The organism is Streptomyces sp. NPDC039465 (assembly GCF_055639315.1).
Map to the genome: position 1 here is coordinate 673536 of NZ_JBVKAP010000001.1, position 18748 is coordinate 692283.

General features: G+C 72.5%; 17 protein-coding genes. 9 read left to right on the forward strand and 8 right to left on the reverse strand.

The annotated features are described in order from the left end of the window. Positions 1-32: 32 nt before the first annotated feature. From ACZ7LT_RS03150 to ACZ7LT_RS03170, 5 genes are read right to left on the reverse strand one after another with little or no spacing between them, the layout of a single operon-like run. On the reverse strand, positions 33-689 hold the full coding sequence (locus tag ACZ7LT_RS03150) for a hypothetical protein (RefSeq protein ID WP_471233434.1): 657 nt from the start codon (positions 687-689) through the stop codon (positions 33-35). Then, a complete protein-coding gene (locus ACZ7LT_RS03155; RefSeq protein WP_471233438.1) occupies positions 676-2232 on the reverse strand; it encodes an ATP-binding protein in 1557 nt (518 codons plus the stop codon). Before ACZ7LT_RS03155 ends, ACZ7LT_RS03150 begins: the two co-directional genes overlap by 14 nt. Beyond that, the gene (locus ACZ7LT_RS03160) at positions 2229-2912 is read right to left on the reverse strand and encodes a response regulator transcription factor (RefSeq protein ID WP_019886032.1); all 684 of its coding nucleotides are present in this window, start codon (positions 2910-2912) and stop codon (positions 2229-2231) included. Before ACZ7LT_RS03160 ends, ACZ7LT_RS03155 begins: the two co-directional genes overlap by 4 nt. 32 nt (positions 2913-2944) lie before the next feature. Continuing rightward, positions 2945-4600, reverse strand: coding sequence for a murein biosynthesis integral membrane protein MurJ (gene murJ / locus ACZ7LT_RS03165; RefSeq protein WP_471233442.1), 1656 nt, complete (start codon positions 4598-4600; stop codon positions 2945-2947). Continuing rightward, the gene (locus ACZ7LT_RS03170; protein ID WP_471233444.1) at positions 4597-5772 is read right to left on the reverse strand and encodes a lipid II:glycine glycyltransferase FemX; all 1176 of its coding nucleotides are present in this window, start codon (positions 5770-5772) and stop codon (positions 4597-4599) included. The genes murJ and ACZ7LT_RS03170 overlap by 4 nt, the downstream gene beginning before the upstream one ends. A gap of 211 nt (positions 5773-5983) precedes the next feature. On the opposite strand from ACZ7LT_RS03170, the gene ACZ7LT_RS03175 reads away from it, so the two are divergent. Continuing rightward, positions 5984-7183: a L,D-transpeptidase gene (locus tag ACZ7LT_RS03175; protein ID WP_471233446.1), complete on the forward strand. Its 1200-nt coding sequence runs from the start codon at positions 5984-5986 to the stop codon at positions 7181-7183. Positions 7184-7190: 7 nt separating this feature from the next. On the opposite strand, the gene ACZ7LT_RS03180 is transcribed toward ACZ7LT_RS03175, so the two are convergent. Beyond that, positions 7191-7850 (reverse strand): pirin family protein, encoded by a 660-nt coding sequence (locus tag ACZ7LT_RS03180; RefSeq protein WP_471233448.1) that lies wholly within the window; start codon positions 7848-7850, stop codon positions 7191-7193. A 79-nt stretch (positions 7851-7929) separates the two neighbouring features. Between ACZ7LT_RS03180 and fasR the strand changes: the two genes are divergently transcribed. From fasR to fabF, 5 genes are all read left to right on the forward strand, one after another. Continuing rightward, positions 7930-9111, forward strand: coding sequence for a fatty acid biosynthesis transcriptional regulator FasR (fasR, locus tag ACZ7LT_RS03185; protein ID WP_471233450.1), 1182 nt, complete (start codon positions 7930-7932; stop codon positions 9109-9111). A gap of 89 nt (positions 9112-9200) precedes the next feature. Further along, positions 9201-10121 carry an ACP S-malonyltransferase gene (locus ACZ7LT_RS03190; RefSeq protein WP_471233452.1) on the forward strand — a complete coding sequence of 307 codons (921 nt, stop codon included), beginning with the start codon at positions 9201-9203 and terminating at the stop codon, positions 10119-10121. 15 nt (positions 10122-10136) lie between these two features. Further along, complete coding sequence (locus ACZ7LT_RS03195) at positions 10137-11141, forward strand: beta-ketoacyl-ACP synthase 3 (RefSeq protein WP_471233454.1); 1005 nt, start codon at positions 10137-10139, stop codon at positions 11139-11141. 67 nt (positions 11142-11208) lie between these two features. Then, positions 11209-11457, forward strand: coding sequence for an acyl carrier protein (locus ACZ7LT_RS03200; protein ID WP_471233455.1), 249 nt, complete (start codon positions 11209-11211; stop codon positions 11455-11457). A 62-nt stretch (positions 11458-11519) separates the two neighbouring features. Further along, positions 11520-12782, forward strand: a complete 1263-nt coding sequence (fabF, locus tag ACZ7LT_RS03205) for a beta-ketoacyl-ACP synthase II (protein WP_471233457.1) — start codon at positions 11520-11522, stop codon at positions 12780-12782. Positions 12783-12847: 65 nt separating this feature from the next. On the opposite strand, the gene ACZ7LT_RS03210 is transcribed toward fabF, so the two are convergent. Next, positions 12848-13342, reverse strand: coding sequence for a DUF3145 domain-containing protein (locus ACZ7LT_RS03210; protein WP_471233458.1), 495 nt, complete (start codon positions 13340-13342; stop codon positions 12848-12850). A 271-nt stretch (positions 13343-13613) separates the two neighbouring features. On the opposite strand from ACZ7LT_RS03210, the gene ACZ7LT_RS03215 reads away from it, so the two are divergent. Beyond that, positions 13614-14537 carry an SGNH/GDSL hydrolase family protein gene (locus tag ACZ7LT_RS03215; RefSeq protein ID WP_471233460.1) on the forward strand — a complete coding sequence of 308 codons (924 nt, stop codon included), beginning with the start codon at positions 13614-13616 and terminating at the stop codon, positions 14535-14537. A gap of 13 nt (positions 14538-14550) precedes the next feature. Beyond that, positions 14551-15468, forward strand: coding sequence for an aldose epimerase family protein (locus ACZ7LT_RS03220; protein WP_471234775.1), 918 nt, complete (start codon positions 14551-14553; stop codon positions 15466-15468). 53 nt (positions 15469-15521) lie between these two features. Here the strand turns inward: ACZ7LT_RS03220 and ACZ7LT_RS03225 are convergent, their stop codons facing one another. Next, entirely contained in the window at positions 15522-17969 is a 2448-nt protein-coding gene (locus ACZ7LT_RS03225; RefSeq protein ID WP_471233464.1) for a glycoside hydrolase family 3 protein, read from the reverse strand. A gap of 176 nt (positions 17970-18145) precedes the next feature. Between ACZ7LT_RS03225 and ACZ7LT_RS03230 the strand changes: the two genes are divergently transcribed. After that, positions 18146-18748: a TetR/AcrR family transcriptional regulator gene (locus tag ACZ7LT_RS03230; protein ID WP_471233468.1), complete on the forward strand. Its 603-nt coding sequence runs from the start codon at positions 18146-18148 to the stop codon at positions 18746-18748.

Below are 18748 nucleotides of genomic sequence, written 5' to 3' on the forward strand. Positions count from 1 at the left end.
GCTGCCTGCCAGGGACCGCCTGCCAGGAGCGGCTATTCGCAGCGCGCCGGGTCGCGTTCGCCGTCCGGCCCGCGCAGGACGATGTCCACCTCGCCCGCCGGGTCCTCGGCGTACACGGCCGTGCAGACGATCTGCTGGACGGCGGCCCAGTCGAGCTCGGTGACCGTCAGGGACGTACGGATCCACACCCGTCGCGGTGACGCGGGGTCGGCGGTGGCCCCCTCCTGATGGCTGACCTGGAACGACGGCGAGTCCGGCGTGGGCAGCCGGGTGCCGAGTCCCATGGCCCGTTCGGCCTTGCGCGGGCCGTGCATCAGGAGGGCGAGGGTCTTGTCGGTGCCGAGCCGGGGCAGGTCCTGGCCGGTCCAGGGGTCGGCGGTGGCCCAGCCGTGCGCCGGGTCCTCGCGGGGCCAGTCGGCGGGCGGGGGCGTGTCGTGTTCGGGCCGGCCGAGCGGGTCGCCGAAGAGGTTCTCCCGGGAGCGGGCCACGGGAAGCACCGTGCCGTCCTGGCCGACGAAGAAGAGCAGGACCCGCTGCCGGTGCTGCGGAGAGACCTCGATGGCCGCCGCGCCGCCCGCCTCGATCACATCGCTGCCCCGGATGCCGCAGGCGGTGAGGGTGGCGGCGAGCAGCAGGACACCGGCCCGCGCGGTGTGACGCCGTCTCCTGGTGTGCTCACGCCGTCTCATGTGTGCTCTCCCCCTCCCCCGTCCTGAGCGGTATCTCCACGACGAAGACGGCGCCGCCGGCGGGGCCGTTCGCGGCCCGGACCGTGCCGCCGTGCAGCCGTACGTTCTCCAGGGTGATGGCGAGCCCGAGTCCGCTGCCGGCGGAGCGGCGGCGGGCTGGGTCGGCCTTGAAGAAGCGGTCGAAGACGTGGGGCAGGACCTCGGGGTCGATGCCGGGGCCGCGGTCGGTCACCTCCACGACGATGACACCGTCCGCGCTGGTCAGCCGGACGGTGACCGGGGGGCGGCCGTGGCGCAGGGCGTTGCCGACGAGGTTGGCGACGACCACGTCGAAGCGGCGCGGGTCGAGGCGGGCGCGGATGCCGTCGGGGAGGTCGGTGACGATCCGCTCCGGGTCGGTCCAGTGCCGGGCGATGAGGGTCCTGCGGATGGTCTCGGCGACGTCGATCTCGTCGGTGTTGAGTTCGGCGGCGCGGGCGTCGAAGCGGGAGATCTCCATCAGGTCCTCGACGAGGACGGCGAGTTTGCCGGTCTCGGTGCTGATGAGGCGGACGGCGGCGGCCGTGTCGGGGTCGAGTCCGCCCGCGTCCTCGTCGAGGACCTCGGTGACGGCGAGCATGCCGGCGAGCGGGGTGCGCAGTTCGTGGGAGACGTCGGAGGCGAAGCGGCGGGCGCGGGCCTCGGCGTTCTGGAGCTCCTCGACGGAGCGTTGGAGCTGGGCGGCCGATTCGTTGAAGGTCCGGGCGAGGTCGGCGAGTTCGTCGCCGCCCTTGACCTGGATACGGGTGTCGAGGTGGCCCTGTCCCATGTGGTGCGCGGCGCGCTGGACGTCGCGGACGGGCCGCAGCACGCTGCGGGCGGCGAGCAGTGCGGGGACGAGGGCGACGGCGAGGGCGGGCAGGGCGCCGTCGCGGGCGGCGAGGACCATGGCGCGGACGCCCGCCTCCGCCTCGTCGAGGCGCATCACCGCGTAGAGGACGAGGCCGGTGGGGTGGGTGGACCCGGCGTTCGTGTCGTCCACCTTGAAGATGGTGGGGATGGCGATGGTGAGGTACGCGGTGCCGTTGGAGACGACCCGTTGGAAGCTGCCGTGCGGGCGGGCCAGGGCGGTGCGGCGCAGTTCGGGGGTGATGACGGTGGAGGTGGGGCGCGTGCCGGAGGAGATCCGCATGCTGCCGTATTCGGCGAAGACGACCCAGGGGTGGGGCTTGGCCTGACGGGCGATCGTCAGCACGGTCTGCTGGAGGTTCTCGCGGTCCACGGGCAGGCTGAAGCCGATGCCGCGTATCTGGTCCCGGAAGTGGGAGACCGCGGTGTCCTGGGTCTGTTCGAGGATGGCGTTGCGGGCGGCACGGTAGGTGAGGGCCGCGGTGGTGCCGCAGCTGACGGCGGCGACGAGCAGGAAGGCGACGACGAGGCGGGTGCGCAGTCCGTACCGGGTCAGACGCCGGCGCCGCAGCCTGAGCTCGACGCCTCCGGCCGTGGTGCCCCGCCGCCGACCACGCCCCGGCGCGGGCGTGGTCTCGGCGCCAGGAGTGGTCACAGCGGTCCGAAGCGGTAGCCGAAGCCGCGCAGGGTCTGTATGTAGCGGGGGCTGCCCGGCACGTCCTCGATCTTGTGGCGCAGGCGCCGTACACAGGCGTCGACGAGCCGCGCGTCGCCGTGGTAGCTGTGCTCCCACACGTGCTCCAGGAGCTGCTGGCGGCTGAAGACCTGTTCGGGCGCGGCGGACAGGTGCAGCAGCAGTTTGAGTTCGGAGGGGGCGAGCGCGATCCGTTCGCCGGACTTGGCGACGGTCAGGCCGGTGCGGTCGATGGCGAGTTCGCCGTGGAACTCGACGGCGGGGCGGCCGCTGCCGGGCGCCTCAAGGCGGCGCAGGACGGCCCGGATGCGGGCCTCGATGACTTCGGTACGGGCGGGTTTGACGATGTAGTCGTCGGCGCCCGCCTCCAGGCCGACGACGACGTCGAAGTCGTCGCCGCGCGCGGTGAGCATGATGATCGGCAGCTGGCTGTCCTCACGGACCCGGCGGCACACCTGCACGCCGTTCATGCCGGGGAGCATGAGGTCGAGCAGCAGCAGATCGGGCCGGAACTCCCCGAGCGCGGCGAGGCCCGCCTCGCCGGTGGCGGCGGTCCGTACCTCGTGCCCCCGGCGCCGCAGCCCGAGCTCGACGCCTTCCCGTACGGAGGGGTCGTCTTCGATGAGGAGCACGCGTGGCATCTGTGGAGTTCCCAAGGGTCGGTGGCGGGTCGTCAGCGTGTCCGGCGCAGGCGGCGTACGGCCCCGCCGAGCAGGGCGTCGAGCTCGGTGAGGCGCAGTGGCCGGGCCAGGGCTGCGAAGACCAGGAGGATGGCCGCGGAGCCCGCGGCCGCGGCGGCGAGCGGCCCGGCCGGCTGGGTCCAGCCGACGGCCGCGTACCCGAGCGCGGTGGCGGGGACGGCGGCGGCCAGGAGCCGGGCGAGGGCGCCGAGGCTGCCGCCGCTGCTTCCGGCCTTGCCGAGCCTGCGGGTGAGGACGAGCGCGGTCACCGCCCAGCCCGCCCACAGCGCGAGCGAGTAGGCGGCGGCCATGCCGGTGACGGCCCAGCGGGCCGGCAGCAGGGTGTACGCGGCGGTGGCCAGGCCGGCGTTGAGGGTGACGATCACGAGGTTGAGCAGGAACGGGGTGCGGGTGTCGCGCAGCGCGTAGAAGGTGCGGGAGAGGACGTACTGCCCGGACAGGGCGATCAGGCCGGGCGCGAAGGCCATGAGGATGGCGGCCATCGCGGCGATGTCGTCGGCGTCGGTCTTGCCGTACTGGAAGACCAGCGCCATCACCGGTGCGGCGAGGGCGAACAGGGCGCAGGCGGCGGGGACGACGGCGGCACTGGCGGAGCGCAGGGCGTAGGAGACGTCGTGGCGGACGGCGGCCGTGTCGCCGTCGGCGGCGGAGCCGCTCATCCGGGGCATGAGGGCGGTGACGAGGGAGACCGTGATGATGCCGTGCGGGACGGCCCACAGGGTGTAGGCGTTGTTGTAGGCGCTGAATCCGGCGCCGCCGTCGACGCCCTGTGTGGCGGCGGTCTGCCCGGCGGCGGTGGCGAGTTTGGTGACGACCCAGTACGCGGCCTGGTTGCTGAGTACGAGCAGGACGAGCCAGCCCGCCGAGCGCAGCGGGTGGGCCAGTCCGCTGCCGCGCCAGTCGAAGCGGGGCCGGTAGCGGAAGCGGGCGGCGCGCAGGGCGGGCAGCAGGGCGAGGGCCTGGACGGCGATGCCGGCGGTGGTGCCCCAGCCGAGGAGGGCGGTCTCGGCGGGGGTGAGGGCGCCGCCGGTGCTCGTGGCCAGATAGAGCCCGAACACGGCGATGACGACGACGTTGTTGAGGACCGGGGTCCACATCATGGCGCCGAACCGGCCGCGGGCGTTAAGGGCCTGCCCGAGCAGGGTGAACAGGCCGAGGAAGAAGATCTGCGGCAGGCAGTAGCGGGCGAAGGCGACCGTCATGGACTCCTGCGCGCCGGTGTAGTCGGTGTACGCGTCGACGAGGGCGGGGGCGGCGAGCACCGCGCCCGCGGTGAGCGTGAGCAGCGCGAGGACGCAGGCGGTCAGCAGCCGGTCGGTGTAGGCGCGGCCGCCGTCGGCGTGTTCCTTGGCGGCCTTGACGAGTTCGGGCACGAACACGGCGTTGAGGGCGCCGCCGATGAGCAGGGTGTAGATGATGGTGGGAACGGAGTTGCCGACCGCGTAGCCGTCGGCGGTGAGGCCGATGCCGAGCGCCGCGGCGACGACCGCGGAGCGGACGAAGCCGGTGGCCCGGGACACCAGCGATCCGGCGGCCATCAGGGCGCCGCTGCGCAGCACGGAGCCCTGGCGGGTGGTGTCCTTCCCGGGTGCGGATGCGGCCTCGGCGGTGGTAGTGCCGCCGCTCATCGGCGGGCCATGTACGCCTGAAAGGCGCGGTACAGCGTGTGGTTGGTCGTGCCGGCCATGGGTGTCTCCCACTCCCCCAGTGTCTCGACGACCTGTCCGCCGGTGCCGAGCTTCCACCGCATCAGCCCGAATCCACGGTCGTCCGGATCAAGAGTGGAGGGTACCCCGCGCATGTCGTACACGTCGGCGCCGAGCGCGTGGGCGTCGAGCATCATCCGCCACTGCAGGGCGTTGGAGGGGCGGACCTCTCGGCGGTGGTCGGCGGAGGCACCGGTCTGGTACCAGACCCGCCGGCCGACCGTGATCATCGTGTGGGCGGCGAGGGTCTCCCCGCCGTGGCGGGCGAGGTAGAGCTTCATCCGGCCCGGTTCCTCGGCGTTGAGGACCGCGTACTGCCGCTCGTAGTACGCGAGGGAGCGGCCGAGGCGGAAGCCGTCGCGCTCCTCGGTGACGCGCAGCAGCCGGTAGAAGTCGGGCAGGTCGGCGGCGGAGCCGACGACGACCTCGACGCCGGACTTGCGGGCCTTACGGACGTTGCGCCGCCACTCCTGGTTGAGGCCGTCCCACAGGTCGTCGGTGGTGCGTCCGGCGAGCGGGACCTGGAAGACCAGCCGGGGCTGGGCGTCCGCGTCGCCGCCGCTGTCGTCGCCTCCGCAGCGGCGCCAGCCGCGGGCCCGCAGCCGTTCGGCGACGGCGGTCCCGAGCGGGTCGACCTCGCAGGCGAGGACGTCGGAGATGCGCCGGCCGTTGCCGGTGAGGGTCTTGAGGCGGGGGGCGTTCCAGCGCCGGAAGGCGGGCGAGGGCCCGATGCGTACGGCGAAGGCGCCGGCGGCCCGCAGGTGGCGCAGCAGCGGGGCGAGCCAGCTGTCGATGTCGGGGTCGGACCAGTCGGCGACGGGCCCTTCGGGGAGGTAGGCGAAGAATTTACGGGTGCCGGGGAAGGGCCGCAGCAGGGCCAGGGCCGCCCCGGACAGTTCCCCGTCGCCCCGCCCCCAGCCGATGAAGTGCGGCCGCCAGCCTTCCTTGACCTCGGCCCAGGAGGGGCACTGCAGGAAGCTGGGGCCGCCGGGCGCGGCGGCGCGGGTGGCGACGAATGCGGAATAGGCCTCGGCGGTGAGCGGGCCGAGCCGGGTCTCCTGACCGTGGCCGGCCGTCACGAGCAGCGCTGACACAACGTGAGCCTCCGTGTTCCGCCCCCTCGTCCGGTGGGGGCACACAGGAGATTCACAGCGGTCCATGACCGCTCCGCGCGGCGTATGTGACCGGACGATGACCGTTTCTCGGCAGCCGCCGTCACATGGGCCGGGAGCCGCTTCGGGGGCGGTGCGGGCGGCTTAGAGTCCGGACATCCCACCCCAGTCCGCCCTCTTCCACGGAGGATCTGTGAGTTCCATACGCACGCGTCCGGCGGCCCTGGCCGCCGTCGTCCTGAGCGTCGCGCTCTCGGCCTGCTCGTCCGGCGGCGGTCTCAAGGCCTCGCCGCCGGACGACGCCAAGGCGGGCGGGGAGGCCGAACGCCCGGCGACGGTGACGGTGACCCCTTCGGGGAAGGGCGTGACGGCCGGGAAGCCGGTGGTGGTGACCGCGCGGGGCGGCACCCTGAGCGTGGTGACCGTCACCGACGCCGAGGGGAAGACGCTCCCCGGCCGCCCCTCCGCCGACGGGGCGTCCTGGACCTCGGACCGCAGGGCCGCGCCCGGCACCACGTACACGGTGCGGGCGACGACCCGCACGCAGAGCGGCCGTACGCAGGCCACGCAGGCGTCGTTCTCCACCGCCGACGCCGAGCAGGTGAACCGGCTGACCCTGGCGCCGGGCAAGAACACCACCGTCGGGGTCGGCCAGCCGCTGTCGATCGTCTTCGACCGTCCGGTGACCCGCAAGGCGGACGTGGAGAAGCAGCTGAAGGTGACCACCTCGAACGGCACCGAGGGGTCCTGGGGCTGGCTGAAGGACTGGTCGGGCAAGGACAGGGCGGACTGGCGGCCCAAGGAGTACTGGAAGGCGGGGACGAAGGTCACCCTCGACGCCCAGCTGAACGGCACGGACTCGGGCGGGGGCTGGTTCGTACGCGACTACCGCACCGGATTCACCGTGGGCGCCCGGCAGATCGTCCGCGTCGACCTCGACGCCAAGAAGCTCACGCTGGAGCGCGACGGCAAGCGGGTGCGCGAGATCCCCGTCTCCGGCGGCACCCCGGGCGGCGACAAGCGGTCCTGGAAGGGCACGGCCGTGCTGATGGCGAAGGAGGGCACCATCAACATGAACTCCGAGACGGTGGGCCTGGGCGACGCCTACGACAAGATGGTCGACCACTCGATGCGGCTGACCTGGTCGGGGATGTACGCGCACGCGGCGCCGTGGAACGCGCGGTGGATGGGCCGGGCCAACAAGTCCTCCGGCTGCATCGGCATGAGCGACGCCGACGCGGCGTACTTCTACGGGCAGGTGCGCGTCGGCGACCCGTTCGAGATCACCGGCGAGGACACCAAGGGCACGGTCGCCGAGGGCAACGGCTACGGCGCGTGGAACGTGACCTGGGAGCGGTGGCGGGCCAAGAGCGCGCTCACCACCCGCGGCTGACGTCCCCTCAGCCGCGCATCTCCCACAGCAGCACCTCGGCGGGCGCCTCCAGGGCGCTCAGCTCCAGACCGGCGGCGTCGGTGATCCGCGCCGCGTCGCCGGGCCCCAGCTCCTCGTCGCCGAGGCGGACCCTGCCCCGTACGACATGCGCGTACACGTACGGCGCGTCGGGGACGGCGGTGCGCCCGCCCGGGTCGAGCCGCCGTACGTGCAGCATCGCCCCGGCCGCCGTCAGGGCGTACGGCGTCGCGTCGGCGATCCCGCGGACCACCTCGTACACCGGCTCTCCGCCGGGGGTCAGCGGCTCCAGCCACATCTGGACGAAGACCAGCGGTACGTCGCCGTCGTTGCGCTCCACGTGCCGCACCCCGGACGCCGAGGACAGGTGCTGGAGGTCCCCGGTGCGTACGACGGTGGCGTGGCCGGCCGAGTCACGGTGGGTCAGCTCGCCCTCGACGACCCAGGTGACGATCTCGGTGTGGCTGTGCGGATGCTCCTCGAACCCGGCGCCGGGCGCGAGCCGCTCCTCGTTGCAGGCGAGGAGCGCGCCGAAGCCGAGGTTGTCGGGGTCGTAGAAGGAGCCGAAGGAGAAGGCGTGCCGGGTCTCGATCCCGGCGGCCGGATCCCCTCCGGCGTAGCGGTCACCGGAGCGCCGTACGTCTGTCACGGCGTCCAGGGTAGGCGGACGGCGCCGCAGCGGGCCCCGGCGGGGCGGGGCACCGTCCCGATAAGGCAGTCTTGTCCCCGTGCCTGAACCCGCGAACGCCCCCCACCCGCACTCCGCCACCCTCAAGCGCCTGGAGCAGTCCTCCGGGCGGCTCGCCGCGAACGCCATCGCGCGCATGGACGAGACGCTGCCGTGGTACCGGGCGATGCCGCCAGAGAACCGGTCGTGGATCGGCCTGGTCGCCCAGGCCGGTATCGCCGCGTTCACCGAATGGTTCCGGCACCCGGAGACCCCGCAGGCGATCTCCACCGACGTCTTCGGCACGGCCCCGCGCGAGCTGACCCGGGCGATCACGCTGCGTCAGACCGTCGAGATGGTCCGCACCACCATCGAGGTCATGGAGTCGGCGATCGAGGAGGTCGCGGCACCCGGTGACGAATCGGTGCTGCGGGAGGCGCTGCTCGTCTACGCCCGGGAGATCGCCTTCGCCACCGCCCAGGTGTACGCCCAGGCCGCCGAGGCCCGCGGCGCCTGGGACGCGCGGCTCGAATCGCTCGTGGTCAACGCGGTCCTCTCCGGCGAGGCCGACGAGGGCGCCGTCTCCCGCGCCGCCGCCCTGGGCTGGAACTCGCCAGAGCACGTCTGCGTGGTGCTCGGCACCGCCCCCGACGGGGACAGCGAGCTGACCGTGGAGGCCATCCGGCGGGCCGCCCGGCACGCCAAGCTCCAGGTCCTCACCGGTGTGCTCGGCGACCGTCTGGTCGTCATCGCGGGCGGCAGCGACAACCCGCTGCATGTGGCGAAATCCCTGATCGGACCGTACGCGGCCGGGCCCGTGGTGGCCGGCCCCGTCGTCCCCGACCTGCTCGCCGCGACCCGGTCCGCGCAGGCCGCCGCGGCCGGTCTCAAGGCATGTTCGGCGTGGCAGGATGCGCCGCGTCCCGTCCTCGCGGACGATCTGCTCCCGGAGCGTGCGATCGCTTCGGACCCGGCGGCGCGTGAGCAGCTGGTGGAGGAGATCTACAGACCACTGGAGGAAGCGGGGTCGGCACTTCTCGAAACACTGAGTGTCTATCTGGAGCAGGCGAGCAGCCTCGAAGGGGCCGCGCGGATGCTGTTCGTGCACCCCAACACCGTGCGCTACCGGCTCCGACGTGTGACCGATGTCACCGGCTGGTCACCCTCCGATGTCCGTTCGGCGTTCACGCTCCGAATCGCGCTGATCCTGGGGCGCTTGGCCGACCCTGATCTCCAGTCCTAGACTTTTGTCGGACACCAACAATTCCCCTGACGGTTCTTCGTCCCTGTCCCCACGGGCGTCCGGGCCCGTCCACAAGAGAGAGTGTGAGGGTGCTCGTACTCGTCGCTCCCGGCCAAGGCGCTCAGACGCCCGGCTTCCTGACCCCCTGGCTCGACCTCCCCGGTGCCGCCGACCGCGTCGCCGCGTGGTCCGAGGCCATCGGGCTCGACCTCGCCCACTACGGCACGAAGGCCAACGCGGACGAGATCCGCGACACCGCCGTCGCGCAGCCGCTGCTCGTCGCGGCCGGACTGCTGTCCGCCTCGGCACTCGGTGACATTCGCCCCGGCGCGGTCGCCGGTCACAGCGTCGGAGAGATCACCGCGGCAGCGTTCGCCGGTGTCCTCGACGAGACCGCCGCGCTGCGGTTCGTACGGACCCGCGGACTGGCGATGGCCGAGGCCGCCGCCGTCACCGCGACCGGCATGTCGGCGCTGCTCGGCGGCGAGCCCGAGGTGACCGTGCCGCACCTGGAGAAGCTGGGGCTGACCCCGGCCAACGTCAACGGCGCCGGCCAGATCGTCGCCGCCGGCACCATGGAGCAGCTCGCCGCGCTGGAGGCGGACAAGCCCGAGGGCGTCCGCCGGGTCGTGGCGCTCAAGGTCGCCGGCGCCTTCCACACGCACCACATGGCCCCCGCGGTCGCCACGCTGGAGGAGGCCGCCAAGGGCCTCTCCGTCGCCGATCCGGCCGTGCCGTACGTCTCCAACAAGGACGGGCAGACCGTCGCGACGGGCGCCGAGGTCGTCGCCCGCCTGGTCGGCCAGGTCGCCAACCCGGTCCGCTGGGACCTGTGCATGGAGACCTTCCAGCAGCTCGGTGTGACCGCCCTCGTCGAGGTGTGCCCGGGCGGCACCCTCACCGGTCTCGCCAAGCGCGCCCTGCCGGGTGTCGCCACCCTCGCGCTGAGGACCCCCGACGACCTCGAGGCGGCCCGCACGCTGCTCACCGAGCACGCCACCCAGGCCTGACAAGGAGCCGTCAGCATGTCGAAGATCAAGCCCAGCCAGGGCGCCCCGTACGCACGGATCATGGGTGTCGGCGGCTACCGCCCGACCCGGGTCGTGCCGAACGAGGTGATCCTCGAGACGATCGACTCCTCCGACGAGTGGATCCGCTCCCGCTCCGGCATCGCCACCCGCCACTGGGCCTCCGACGAGGAGACCGTGGCCGCGATGTCCATCGAGGCGGCGGGCAAGGCCATCGCGGACGCCGGGATCACCCCGGACCAGATCGGCGGTGTGATCGTCTCCACCGTCTCGCACTTCAAGCAGACCCCGGCCGTCGCCACCGAGATCGCGGACAAGATCGGCGCCAACAAGCCGGCCGCGTTCGACATCTCGGCCGGCTGCGCCGGCTTCGGCTACGGCCTGACCCTCGCCAAGGGCATGGTTGTCGAAGGCTCGGCGGAGTACGTCCTCGTCATCGGCGTGGAGCGGCTCAGCGACCTGACCGACCTGGAGGACCGTGCGACGGCCTTCCTGTTCGGCGACGGCGCGGGCGCGGTCGTCGTCGGCCCCGCGAAGGAGCCGAAGATCGGCCCCACGGTGTGGGGTTCGGAGGGCGACAAGTCCGAGACCATCAAGCAGACCGTGCCGTGGACGGACTACCGTGACGGCGGCCAGGTCGAGAAGTTCCCGGCCATCACGCAGGAGGGTCAGGCGGTCTTCCGCTGGGCCGTCTTCGAGATGGCGAAGGTCGCCCAGCAGGCCCTGGACGCCGCCGGTATCACCGCGGACGACCTGGACGTCTTCATCCCGCACCAGGCAAACATGCGGATCATCGACTCGATGGTGAAGACTCTGAAACTGCCGGAGCACGTCACGGTCGCCCGTGACGTGGAGACCACCGGCAACACGTCGGCCGCCTCGATTCCGCTCGCGATGGAGCGGCTTCTGGCGACCGGCCAGGCGAAGAGTGGCGACACCGCACTCGTCATCGGCTTCGGGGCGGGTCTCGTATACGCCGCGACGGTCGTTACCCTCCCCTAGGCACCGTACGGATCTTCCGGACGGAAACGCCGTTACACCCTCTGATACACATCGAAGGAGCGCCAACATGGCCGCCACTCAGGAAGAGATCGTCGCCGGTCTCGCGGAGATCGTGAACGAGATCGCCGGTATCCCGGTCGAGGACGTCGAGATCGACAAGTCCTTCACCGACGACCTGGACGTCGACTCGCTGTCCATGGTCGAGGTCGTTGTCGCCGCCGAAGAGCGCTTCGACGTCAAGATCCCCGACGAGGACGTCAAGAACCTCAAGACCGTCGGCGACGCTGCCGACTACATCCTGAAGCACCAGGGCTGATGCGGTCCGCCACCCAGCGGTGGCGCCGGCATTCGACCATCACACACGTGGAGAAAATTCCTGTGAGCTCGACCAATCGCACCGTGGTCGTCACCGGTATCGGCGCAACCACACCGCTGGGTGGCGACACCGCTTCGACCTGGGAAGGTCTGCTGGCGGGGCGCTCCGGCGTCCGCCCCCTCGAAGGCGAACGCTTCGCCGAACTGCCCGTCCGCATCGCCGCGCTCGCCGCGGTCGACCCCGAGGACGTGCTTCCCCGCCCGCTCGCCCGCAAGCTGGACCGTTCGGCGCAGTTCGCGCTGATCGCGGCCCGCGAGGCGTGGGCCGACGCGGGCTTCACCGCCCCGGCCGGTGCGGACGAGAAGGTCGTGCCCGAGCGGCTCGGCTCCGTCATCGCCTCCGGCATCGGCGGTGTCACCACCCTGCTCGACCAGTACGACGTGCTCAAGGAGAAGGGCGTACGCCGCGTCTCCCCGCACACCGTGCCGATGCTGATGCCCAACGGCCCCTCCGCCAACGTCGGCCTTGAGGTGAACGCCCGCGCGGGCGTGCACACCCCGGTCTCCGCGTGCGCGTCGGGTGCCGAGGCGATCGGCTACGCCGTCGAGATGATCCGTACCGGCCGGGCCGACGTGGTCGTCGCCGGCGGTACCGAGGCGGCCATCCACCCGCTGCCCATCGCGGCGTTCGCCAACATGATGGCGATGTCCAAGAGCAACGACGAGCCCACCAAGGCCTCCCGTCCGTACGACACGGGCCGTGACGGCTTCGTCCTCGGTGAGGGCGCCGGTGTCGTCGTCCTGGAGTCGGCCGAGCACGCCGCCCGGCGCGGCGCCCGGGTCTACTGCGAGGTGCTGGGCCAGGGCCTGTCGGCCGACAGCCATCACATCGCGCAGCCGGAGCCCACGGGCCGCGGTATCGCCGCCGCCATGCAGAACCTGCTGGACACCACCGACCTGAAGCCGGCCGAGGTCGTCCACCTCAACGCCCATGCCACGTCCACCCCGCAGGGTGACGTCGCCGAGGTCAAGGCGCTGCGCAAGGTGCTCGGCGACGACCTCGACCATGTGGCGATCTCGGCGACCAAGTCGATGACCGGTCACCTGCTGGGCGGCGCGGGCGGTATCGAGACCGTGGCGACGGTCCTGGCGCTGCACCACCGCCTCGCCCCGCCGACCATCAACATCGACGAGCTCGACGAGACGGTCGACGCGGACATCGTCCGCGACGAGCCGCGTGAACTGCCCCAGGGCACGATCGCCGCGATCAACAACTCGTTCGGCTTCGGCGGCCACAACGTGGTCCTCGCCTTCCGTACGGTCTGATCCGAAGACACGGCAAAGCGGCCCGCACCGGGAAACCGGTGCGGGCCGCTTTGGCTTCGCCCGTCTCAGACCACCTGGTGGAGCCAGCGCACCGGGGCGCCCTCGCCGGCGTAGCGGAAGGGCTCCAGTTCGTCGTCCCAGGGCTTGCCCAGGAGCTTGGCGATCTCCGCCTCCAGGTTCGTCTCGCCCTGCGCCGAGCGGGCCAGCGCGGCGCGCAGCCGGTCCTCGGGGACGAGGATGTCGCCGTGGATGCCGGTGACCGCGTGAAAGATGCCCAGGTCGGGGGTGGCGCTGTAGCGCTCGCCCTCCGCGGCCTGGCACGGCTCGGCGGTGACCTCGAAGCGGAGCATCTGCCAGCCGCGCAGCGCCGAGGCCAGTTTGGAGGCGGTGCCCGACTCGCCCTTCCAGGAGAACTCGGCTCTCCAGGTGCCCGGGGCGGCCGGTTGGCGGATCCAGTCGAGCTGGACCCGCGCACCGAGGACGCCCGCCACCGCCCATTCGACATGTGGGCACAGCGCGCGCGGTGCGGAGTGTACGTACAGGACTCCACGTGTCGTCACCGGGACCTCCAGTGTGGGACGAGGTTCGCCTTTCCCAGCGGCCTCAGTAAACAGCATCGGGAGCAAAACTCCACAAACCCTCGAAAAAGGGACAGCATGTGACGTGATGTAATTTACCGGAGCCGGTTGGCAAAGGCGCCTCTGGTTCGACGGGGGAAAAGCTACCGTGCCGCACCGCCCTTGGGGTGACGTACGGCCGCTCCGGGGGCCCAGGGACACGAAGCTTTCACTCGCCAGGACGCCCGGACAGACCTGAGGGAGGGGCCAGGGGATGCGAGAGAGCCGACCGGACCGACGGCGGCCGCGGGCCGCCGCCGCGCTCGCCGCGGGCGTGCTGCTCTGTCTGACCGCGCTGTCCGGCTGCAGCGCCGACGGCGCCGACGCGGCCAGCAGGACGGAGCCGCGCCCGGCCTCGCCGCGGCCCGCCCCGGTCTGGGACCCCTCACCTGCCTCGATCGCGGCCGTCGGGGACTCCATCACCCGCGGTTTCGACGCCTGCACGCTGCTCGCCGACTGCCCGGAGGTCTCCTGGGCGACCGGGACGGACGCGGGGGTGAACAGCCTCGCGCTGCGGCTGCTCGGCGCGCCGGGGGCCGCCGAGCGCAGCTGGAACCTGGCCCGTACCGGCGCCCGGATGGCGGAGCTGCCCGCGCAGATGGAGCAGGCGGCGGCCGAGAAGCCGGAGTTGGTGACGGTGATGGTGGGCGCCAACGACGCCTGCCGGGACAGCACCGAACTGATGACGCCGGTCGCGCGGTTCAAGGCCGACTTCCAGGCGGCCATGGACACACTGCGCGAGGGGGCGCCGAAGGCGCAGGTGTACGTGGCGAGCGTGCCGGACCTGAAGCGGCTGTGGTCGGCGGGGAAGGACAACCCGCTGGGCAAGGAGATCTGGAAGCTGGGGATCTGCGCCTCGATGCTCGCGGACGCCGACGATCTGGGCCCCACCGCCGAGCACCGGCGGTCCCTGGTGCGCGAGCGGGTGGTGGCGTACAACGAGGCGCTGAAGGAGGTCTGCGCGCGGGACACCCGCTGCCGCTACGACGGCGGCGCGGTCTTCGGTTTCTCTTTCGGCACGAGGCAGTTGAGCCCGCTGGACTTCTTCCATCCGAGCAAGGACGGGCAGCGACGGCTGGCCGAGATCGCCTACCGTCAGGTGACGTCCGCCGAGCCGCCCGCCGCGCCGCGCGCCTGACGTAGAGTCGGTGATCATGGAATTCTTCGGGACGCTGGACGACGGCACGGCCGTGCACCGCTGGACGGTCGAGCGGGGCGGCACCCGCGTACGGGTGCTGACGTACGGCGGTGTCGTGCAGTCCGTCCGGATCCCGGACCGGGACGGCGAGGCCTCCCATGTGGCGCTCGGCTTCCAGGAGCTGACGGGGTATCTGAAGAACCCCGACCCGTACTTCGGGGCCCTGGTGGGCCGGTACGCCAACCGGATCGGGGGCGGCTCGTTCACCCTGGACGGCCGCAGCTACCGGCTCGCCCGCAACGGCGGGCCGAACAGCCTGCACGGCGGCCCGCGCGGCTTCGACAAGCGGGTGTGGGAGGCGGAGCCGGTCGAGCACGGCGTCCGGCTCTTCCGGGTGAGCCCGGACGGCGAGGAGGGCTTCCCCGGCCGCCTCGAGGTCTCCGTGACGTACACGCTGGACGCGGCCGGGGCGCTGCGGATCGCCTACGAGGCGGTGACCGACGCGCCGACGGTGGTGGCGCTGACCAACCACACGTACTGGGACCTGGGCGGGCCGCACGAGCTGCGGGTGGCGGCCTCCCGCTGGACGCCCACGGACGGCACGGGGGTGCCGACCGGCGAGGTCGCGCGGGTGGCGGGCCGGCTCGACTTCCGCGCCGGACGCCCCCTCGACGGCCCGCTCGACCACAACTTCGTCCTGGACACGGGCAGTACGGCGGCCGAGCTGTACGCGCCCGCCACCGGCCGGACCCTGACGGTGACGACCACCGAGCCGGGGCTCCAGGTCTACGCGGACCCGGGGCTGACCGGTGTCGCGCTGGAGACCCAGCACTTCCCGGACTCGCCGAACCGGCCGGAGTTCCCCTCGACGGTGCTACGCCCCGGTGAGGTGTACGCGTCGGAGACGACGTACGCGTTCGGTACGCGCTGAAGCCCCGGAGCGGCTGTCAGGGGCCGCTCCGGAGCCGCCGGTGGGGCCGCTGGCTAGACCGCCAGCGTCGCTGTCAGTCGCTCGTCGGCGAGTGAGTGCGCGGCCCTGACCTCGTACGTTCCGGGGACGAAGGTCCAGGCGCCGGCCTGCTCGTCCCAGATCTCGAAGGCGCGGCGCGCGAGCGGGATCTCCACTTCGACGCTGTCGCCCGCGGCGGCCTCGGCCTGGGCGAAGCCGGCCAGGAGGCGGGCCGGGCGTCCTGCGGTGTCGTGGGTGGGGGCGAGGTAGATCTGCACGGTCTCGCGGCCCGGGCGGGTGCCGGTGTTGGTGAGCGTGACCTTGGCGGAGTCCGGGGTGACCGCCAGCGCGTCGTACGACCAGGTGGTGTATCCGAGGCCGTGGCCGAAGGCGTACGCGGGGGCCGCCTCGGCCCGGTCCCAGGCGCGGTGGCCGATGAACACGCCCTCGGTGTAGGCGAGGGTGCCGTCGGTGGGGGTGACCTCGGTGACGGGGGCGTCGGCGAGGCGCACCGGCCAGGTGGTGGGCAGCCGGCCGCCGGGCTCCTCGGCGCCGGTGAGGACGTCGGCGAGGGCGGCGCCGCCCTCCTGGCCGGGGAACCAGCTGAGCAGGATCGCGGCGACGTCGTCGCGCCAGGGCATCTCGACCGGTGAGCCGGCGTTGACGACCACGACAGTGTTGGGGTTGGCCGCGGCCACGGCGGCGACGAGGTCGTCCTGGCGGCCGGGCAGGGCGAGGTCGCGCCGGTCGAAGCCCTCGGACTCGACCCGTTCGGTGGTGGCGACCACGACGACGGCGGTGTCGGCGGCGCGGGCGGCCGCGACGGCTTCGGCGATCAGTTCGTCGGGGTCACGGCGCGGGCCGAGGTGGACGAGGGAGAACATCACGGCCGGCAGCGGGGCCACGAACTCCCGGTCGAGCGGATGGGTCAGGGACACCTCCACGGTCTGACCGGCGGTGAGAGCGACCCGGCCGCGCTCGATCGGCGCGCCGAAGAAGGCCTCGAACGGGTCGGTCTCGTCGCCCATCACCTGCACGCCTTCGTAGAGCGTGCGGCCGTCGACGGTGAGGGTGAACGCGCCGAGGCCCCGAGTGCCGAAGGCCTGCTCGCCGCTCTCGCACGGGGTGAAGGTGCCGGTGATCTCGATGGAGGCCAGGGTGTCGTGGGTGACTCCGGCGGGCAGGTCGTCGCCGATCCACTGGACCTGGCCACTGGGCAGGCTGCCCTCGCCGAGGATCTCGCCGTCGAAGCCGCGGCAGACGGCCTTGAGGGTGAAGCCCTGGTCGGCGGGGGCGAGTTCGTCGCTCGGGTCGGCGCCGACGGTATAGCTGAGGCTTCCTTCGGGCAGGGCGGCGGTGAGCCCGTCGAGCGGCGGGACGACGTGGTCGGGGAAGACCTGCGCGGAGCCGCCGCCGAGGACGCGGGCGTCGCGGGCGGCCGCGCCGATCAGGGCCACGCTGCCGGGCTTCAGGGGCAGCGCCGCGCGTTCGTCGCGTACTTCGTTGCGTACGAGGACGAAGCCGCGGTGGGCGATCTCGCGGGCCAGCGCCACGCCGTCGACGGGGGCCGGGAGGTCGGTGACGGCGGGCGGGGCGCCGTCCAGGGCGCCGACCCGGGCGGCCAGGCGCAGCACGTTGCGTACGGCGGCGTCGACGGCGGACTCGTCGACCTGTCCGGCGCGGACGGCGGCGGTGAGCGCCTCGCCGTAGACGGTCACGGGGCCGGGCATGGCGAGGTCGAGGCCGCCCTCGATGCAGCCGGTGGTGGAGCGGGCGGCCATCCAGTCGGAGACGTTGACGCCGTCGAAGCCCCACTCGCCGCGCAGGACCTCCTCGACGAGGTGGCGGTGCTCGGTCATGGTGACGCCGTTGACCTGGTTGTAGGCGGTCATGACGCCCCAGGGCCGGGCGTTCTTGACGATCGCCTCGAAGGGGGCGAGGTAGAGCTCGCGCAGCGGCCGGGCGTCGATGGCGTTGTCGACGGTGAACCGGTCGGTCTCGGCGTCGTTGGCGACGAAGTGCTTGACGGTGGTGCCGACGCCGCCGTCCTGGACGCCCAGCACGTAGCCGGTGCCGATCTCGCCGGTGAGCAGGGGGTCCTCGCTGTACGCCTCGAAGTGGCGGCCGCCGAGCGGGGAGCGGTGGAGGTTCACGGTCGGCGCGAGGAGGACGTGGACGCCCTTGCGCCGGGCCTCCTGGGCGAGGAGGCGGCCGGCCCGGCGGGCGAGCTCCGGGTCCCAGGTGGCGGCGAGCGCGGTCGGGGACGGGAGCGCGATCGAGGGGTCGTCGGCGGTCCAGCGCACGCCCCGCACCCCTATGGGCCCGTCGGACATGACGAGCGAGGCGAGACCGATCTCGGGGAGCGCGGTCAGCGACCACATGTCCCGGCCGCCGAGCAGCCGCGCCTTGGTGTCGAGATCGAGCTTGCCGAGCGCGCTCTCCACGGCCTGTTCGCGGACGCTGTCCGCCTGGTTTCCGGCCACGGCCGTACCTCCCCCGTCGAAGTCCTGGTGCGTGCCCCATGGTGGACCCCCTACTTGTAGTTCGGTAGGTTTCGTTATCATTGCGTTACCTTCATGGGGTGACTCCTTCATGGAGTGACTTTCGAATGGCGTACGGTCCTGTCGGCAGGCAGGGACCGGAAAGAGGGCGGGCGGGCATGGCCAGGGCCAGGAGCGAGGAGCGGCGCGCGGAGATCCTCCGCGCCGCCCTTGAAGTGATCGCCGAGCGCGGCTACCGCGGCGCCTCCCTGAGCGCGGTCGCCGAACGGGTCGGCCTCACCCAGCAGGGGCTGCTGCACCACTACCCCACCAAGGAGGCGCTGCTCGTCGCGGTCCTGGCGGAGCGCGACCAGTGGGACACCGGCGGCGGCGCCGGGCGTGAGAGCTGGCGGCTGGAGCTGATGGACTCCCTGGTCGAGTACAACGCGATGCGGCCGGGGATCGTGCAGACCTTCTCCGCCCTGCTCGGCGAAAGCGTCACCGACGGGCACCCGGCACGGGAGTTCTTCACCCACCGCTACACCCAGGTCCGGGCAGATATGGCGGACGTCCTGCGCGCGGAGTACGGCGAGCGGCTGCCGGGCGGCCTGACCCCGGAGCAGGCGGCGCCGCTGCTCACGGCGGTGATGGACGGCCTTCAGTACCAATGGCTGCTCGACCCGCGGGCGGTGGACATGCCGGCCGCGTTCCGGGACTTCCTGAGCCTGCTGCGCGGCGCCGCTCCTCAGGACGGCACGGGGACGGACCAAGGGGACAACTGA

What these genes read in the sequence shown, in the direction of transcription:
- ACZ7LT_RS03200 (WP_471233455.1), top strand. Translation starts at nt 11,209, where the DNA reads ATGGCCGCCACTCAGGAAGAGATCGTCGCCGGTCTCGCGGAGATCGTG.
- murJ (WP_471233442.1), bottom strand. Translation starts at nt 4,600, where the DNA reads ATGAGCGGCGGCACTACCACCGCCGAGGCCGCATCCGCACCCGGGAAG.
- ACZ7LT_RS03160 (WP_019886032.1), bottom strand. Translation starts at nt 2,912, where the DNA reads ATGCCACGCGTGCTCCTCATCGAAGACGACCCCTCCGTACGGGAAGGC.
- ACZ7LT_RS03215 (WP_471233460.1), top strand. Translation starts at nt 13,614, where the DNA reads ATGCGAGAGAGCCGACCGGACCGACGGCGGCCGCGGGCCGCCGCCGCG.
- ACZ7LT_RS03150 (WP_471233434.1), bottom strand. Translation starts at nt 689, where the DNA reads ATGAGACGGCGTGAGCACACCAGGAGACGGCGTCACACCGCGCGGGCC.
- ACZ7LT_RS03195 (WP_471233454.1), top strand. Translation starts at nt 10,137, where the DNA reads ATGTCGAAGATCAAGCCCAGCCAGGGCGCCCCGTACGCACGGATCATG.
- ACZ7LT_RS03230 (WP_471233468.1), top strand. Translation starts at nt 18,146, where the DNA reads ATGGCCAGGGCCAGGAGCGAGGAGCGGCGCGCGGAGATCCTCCGCGCC.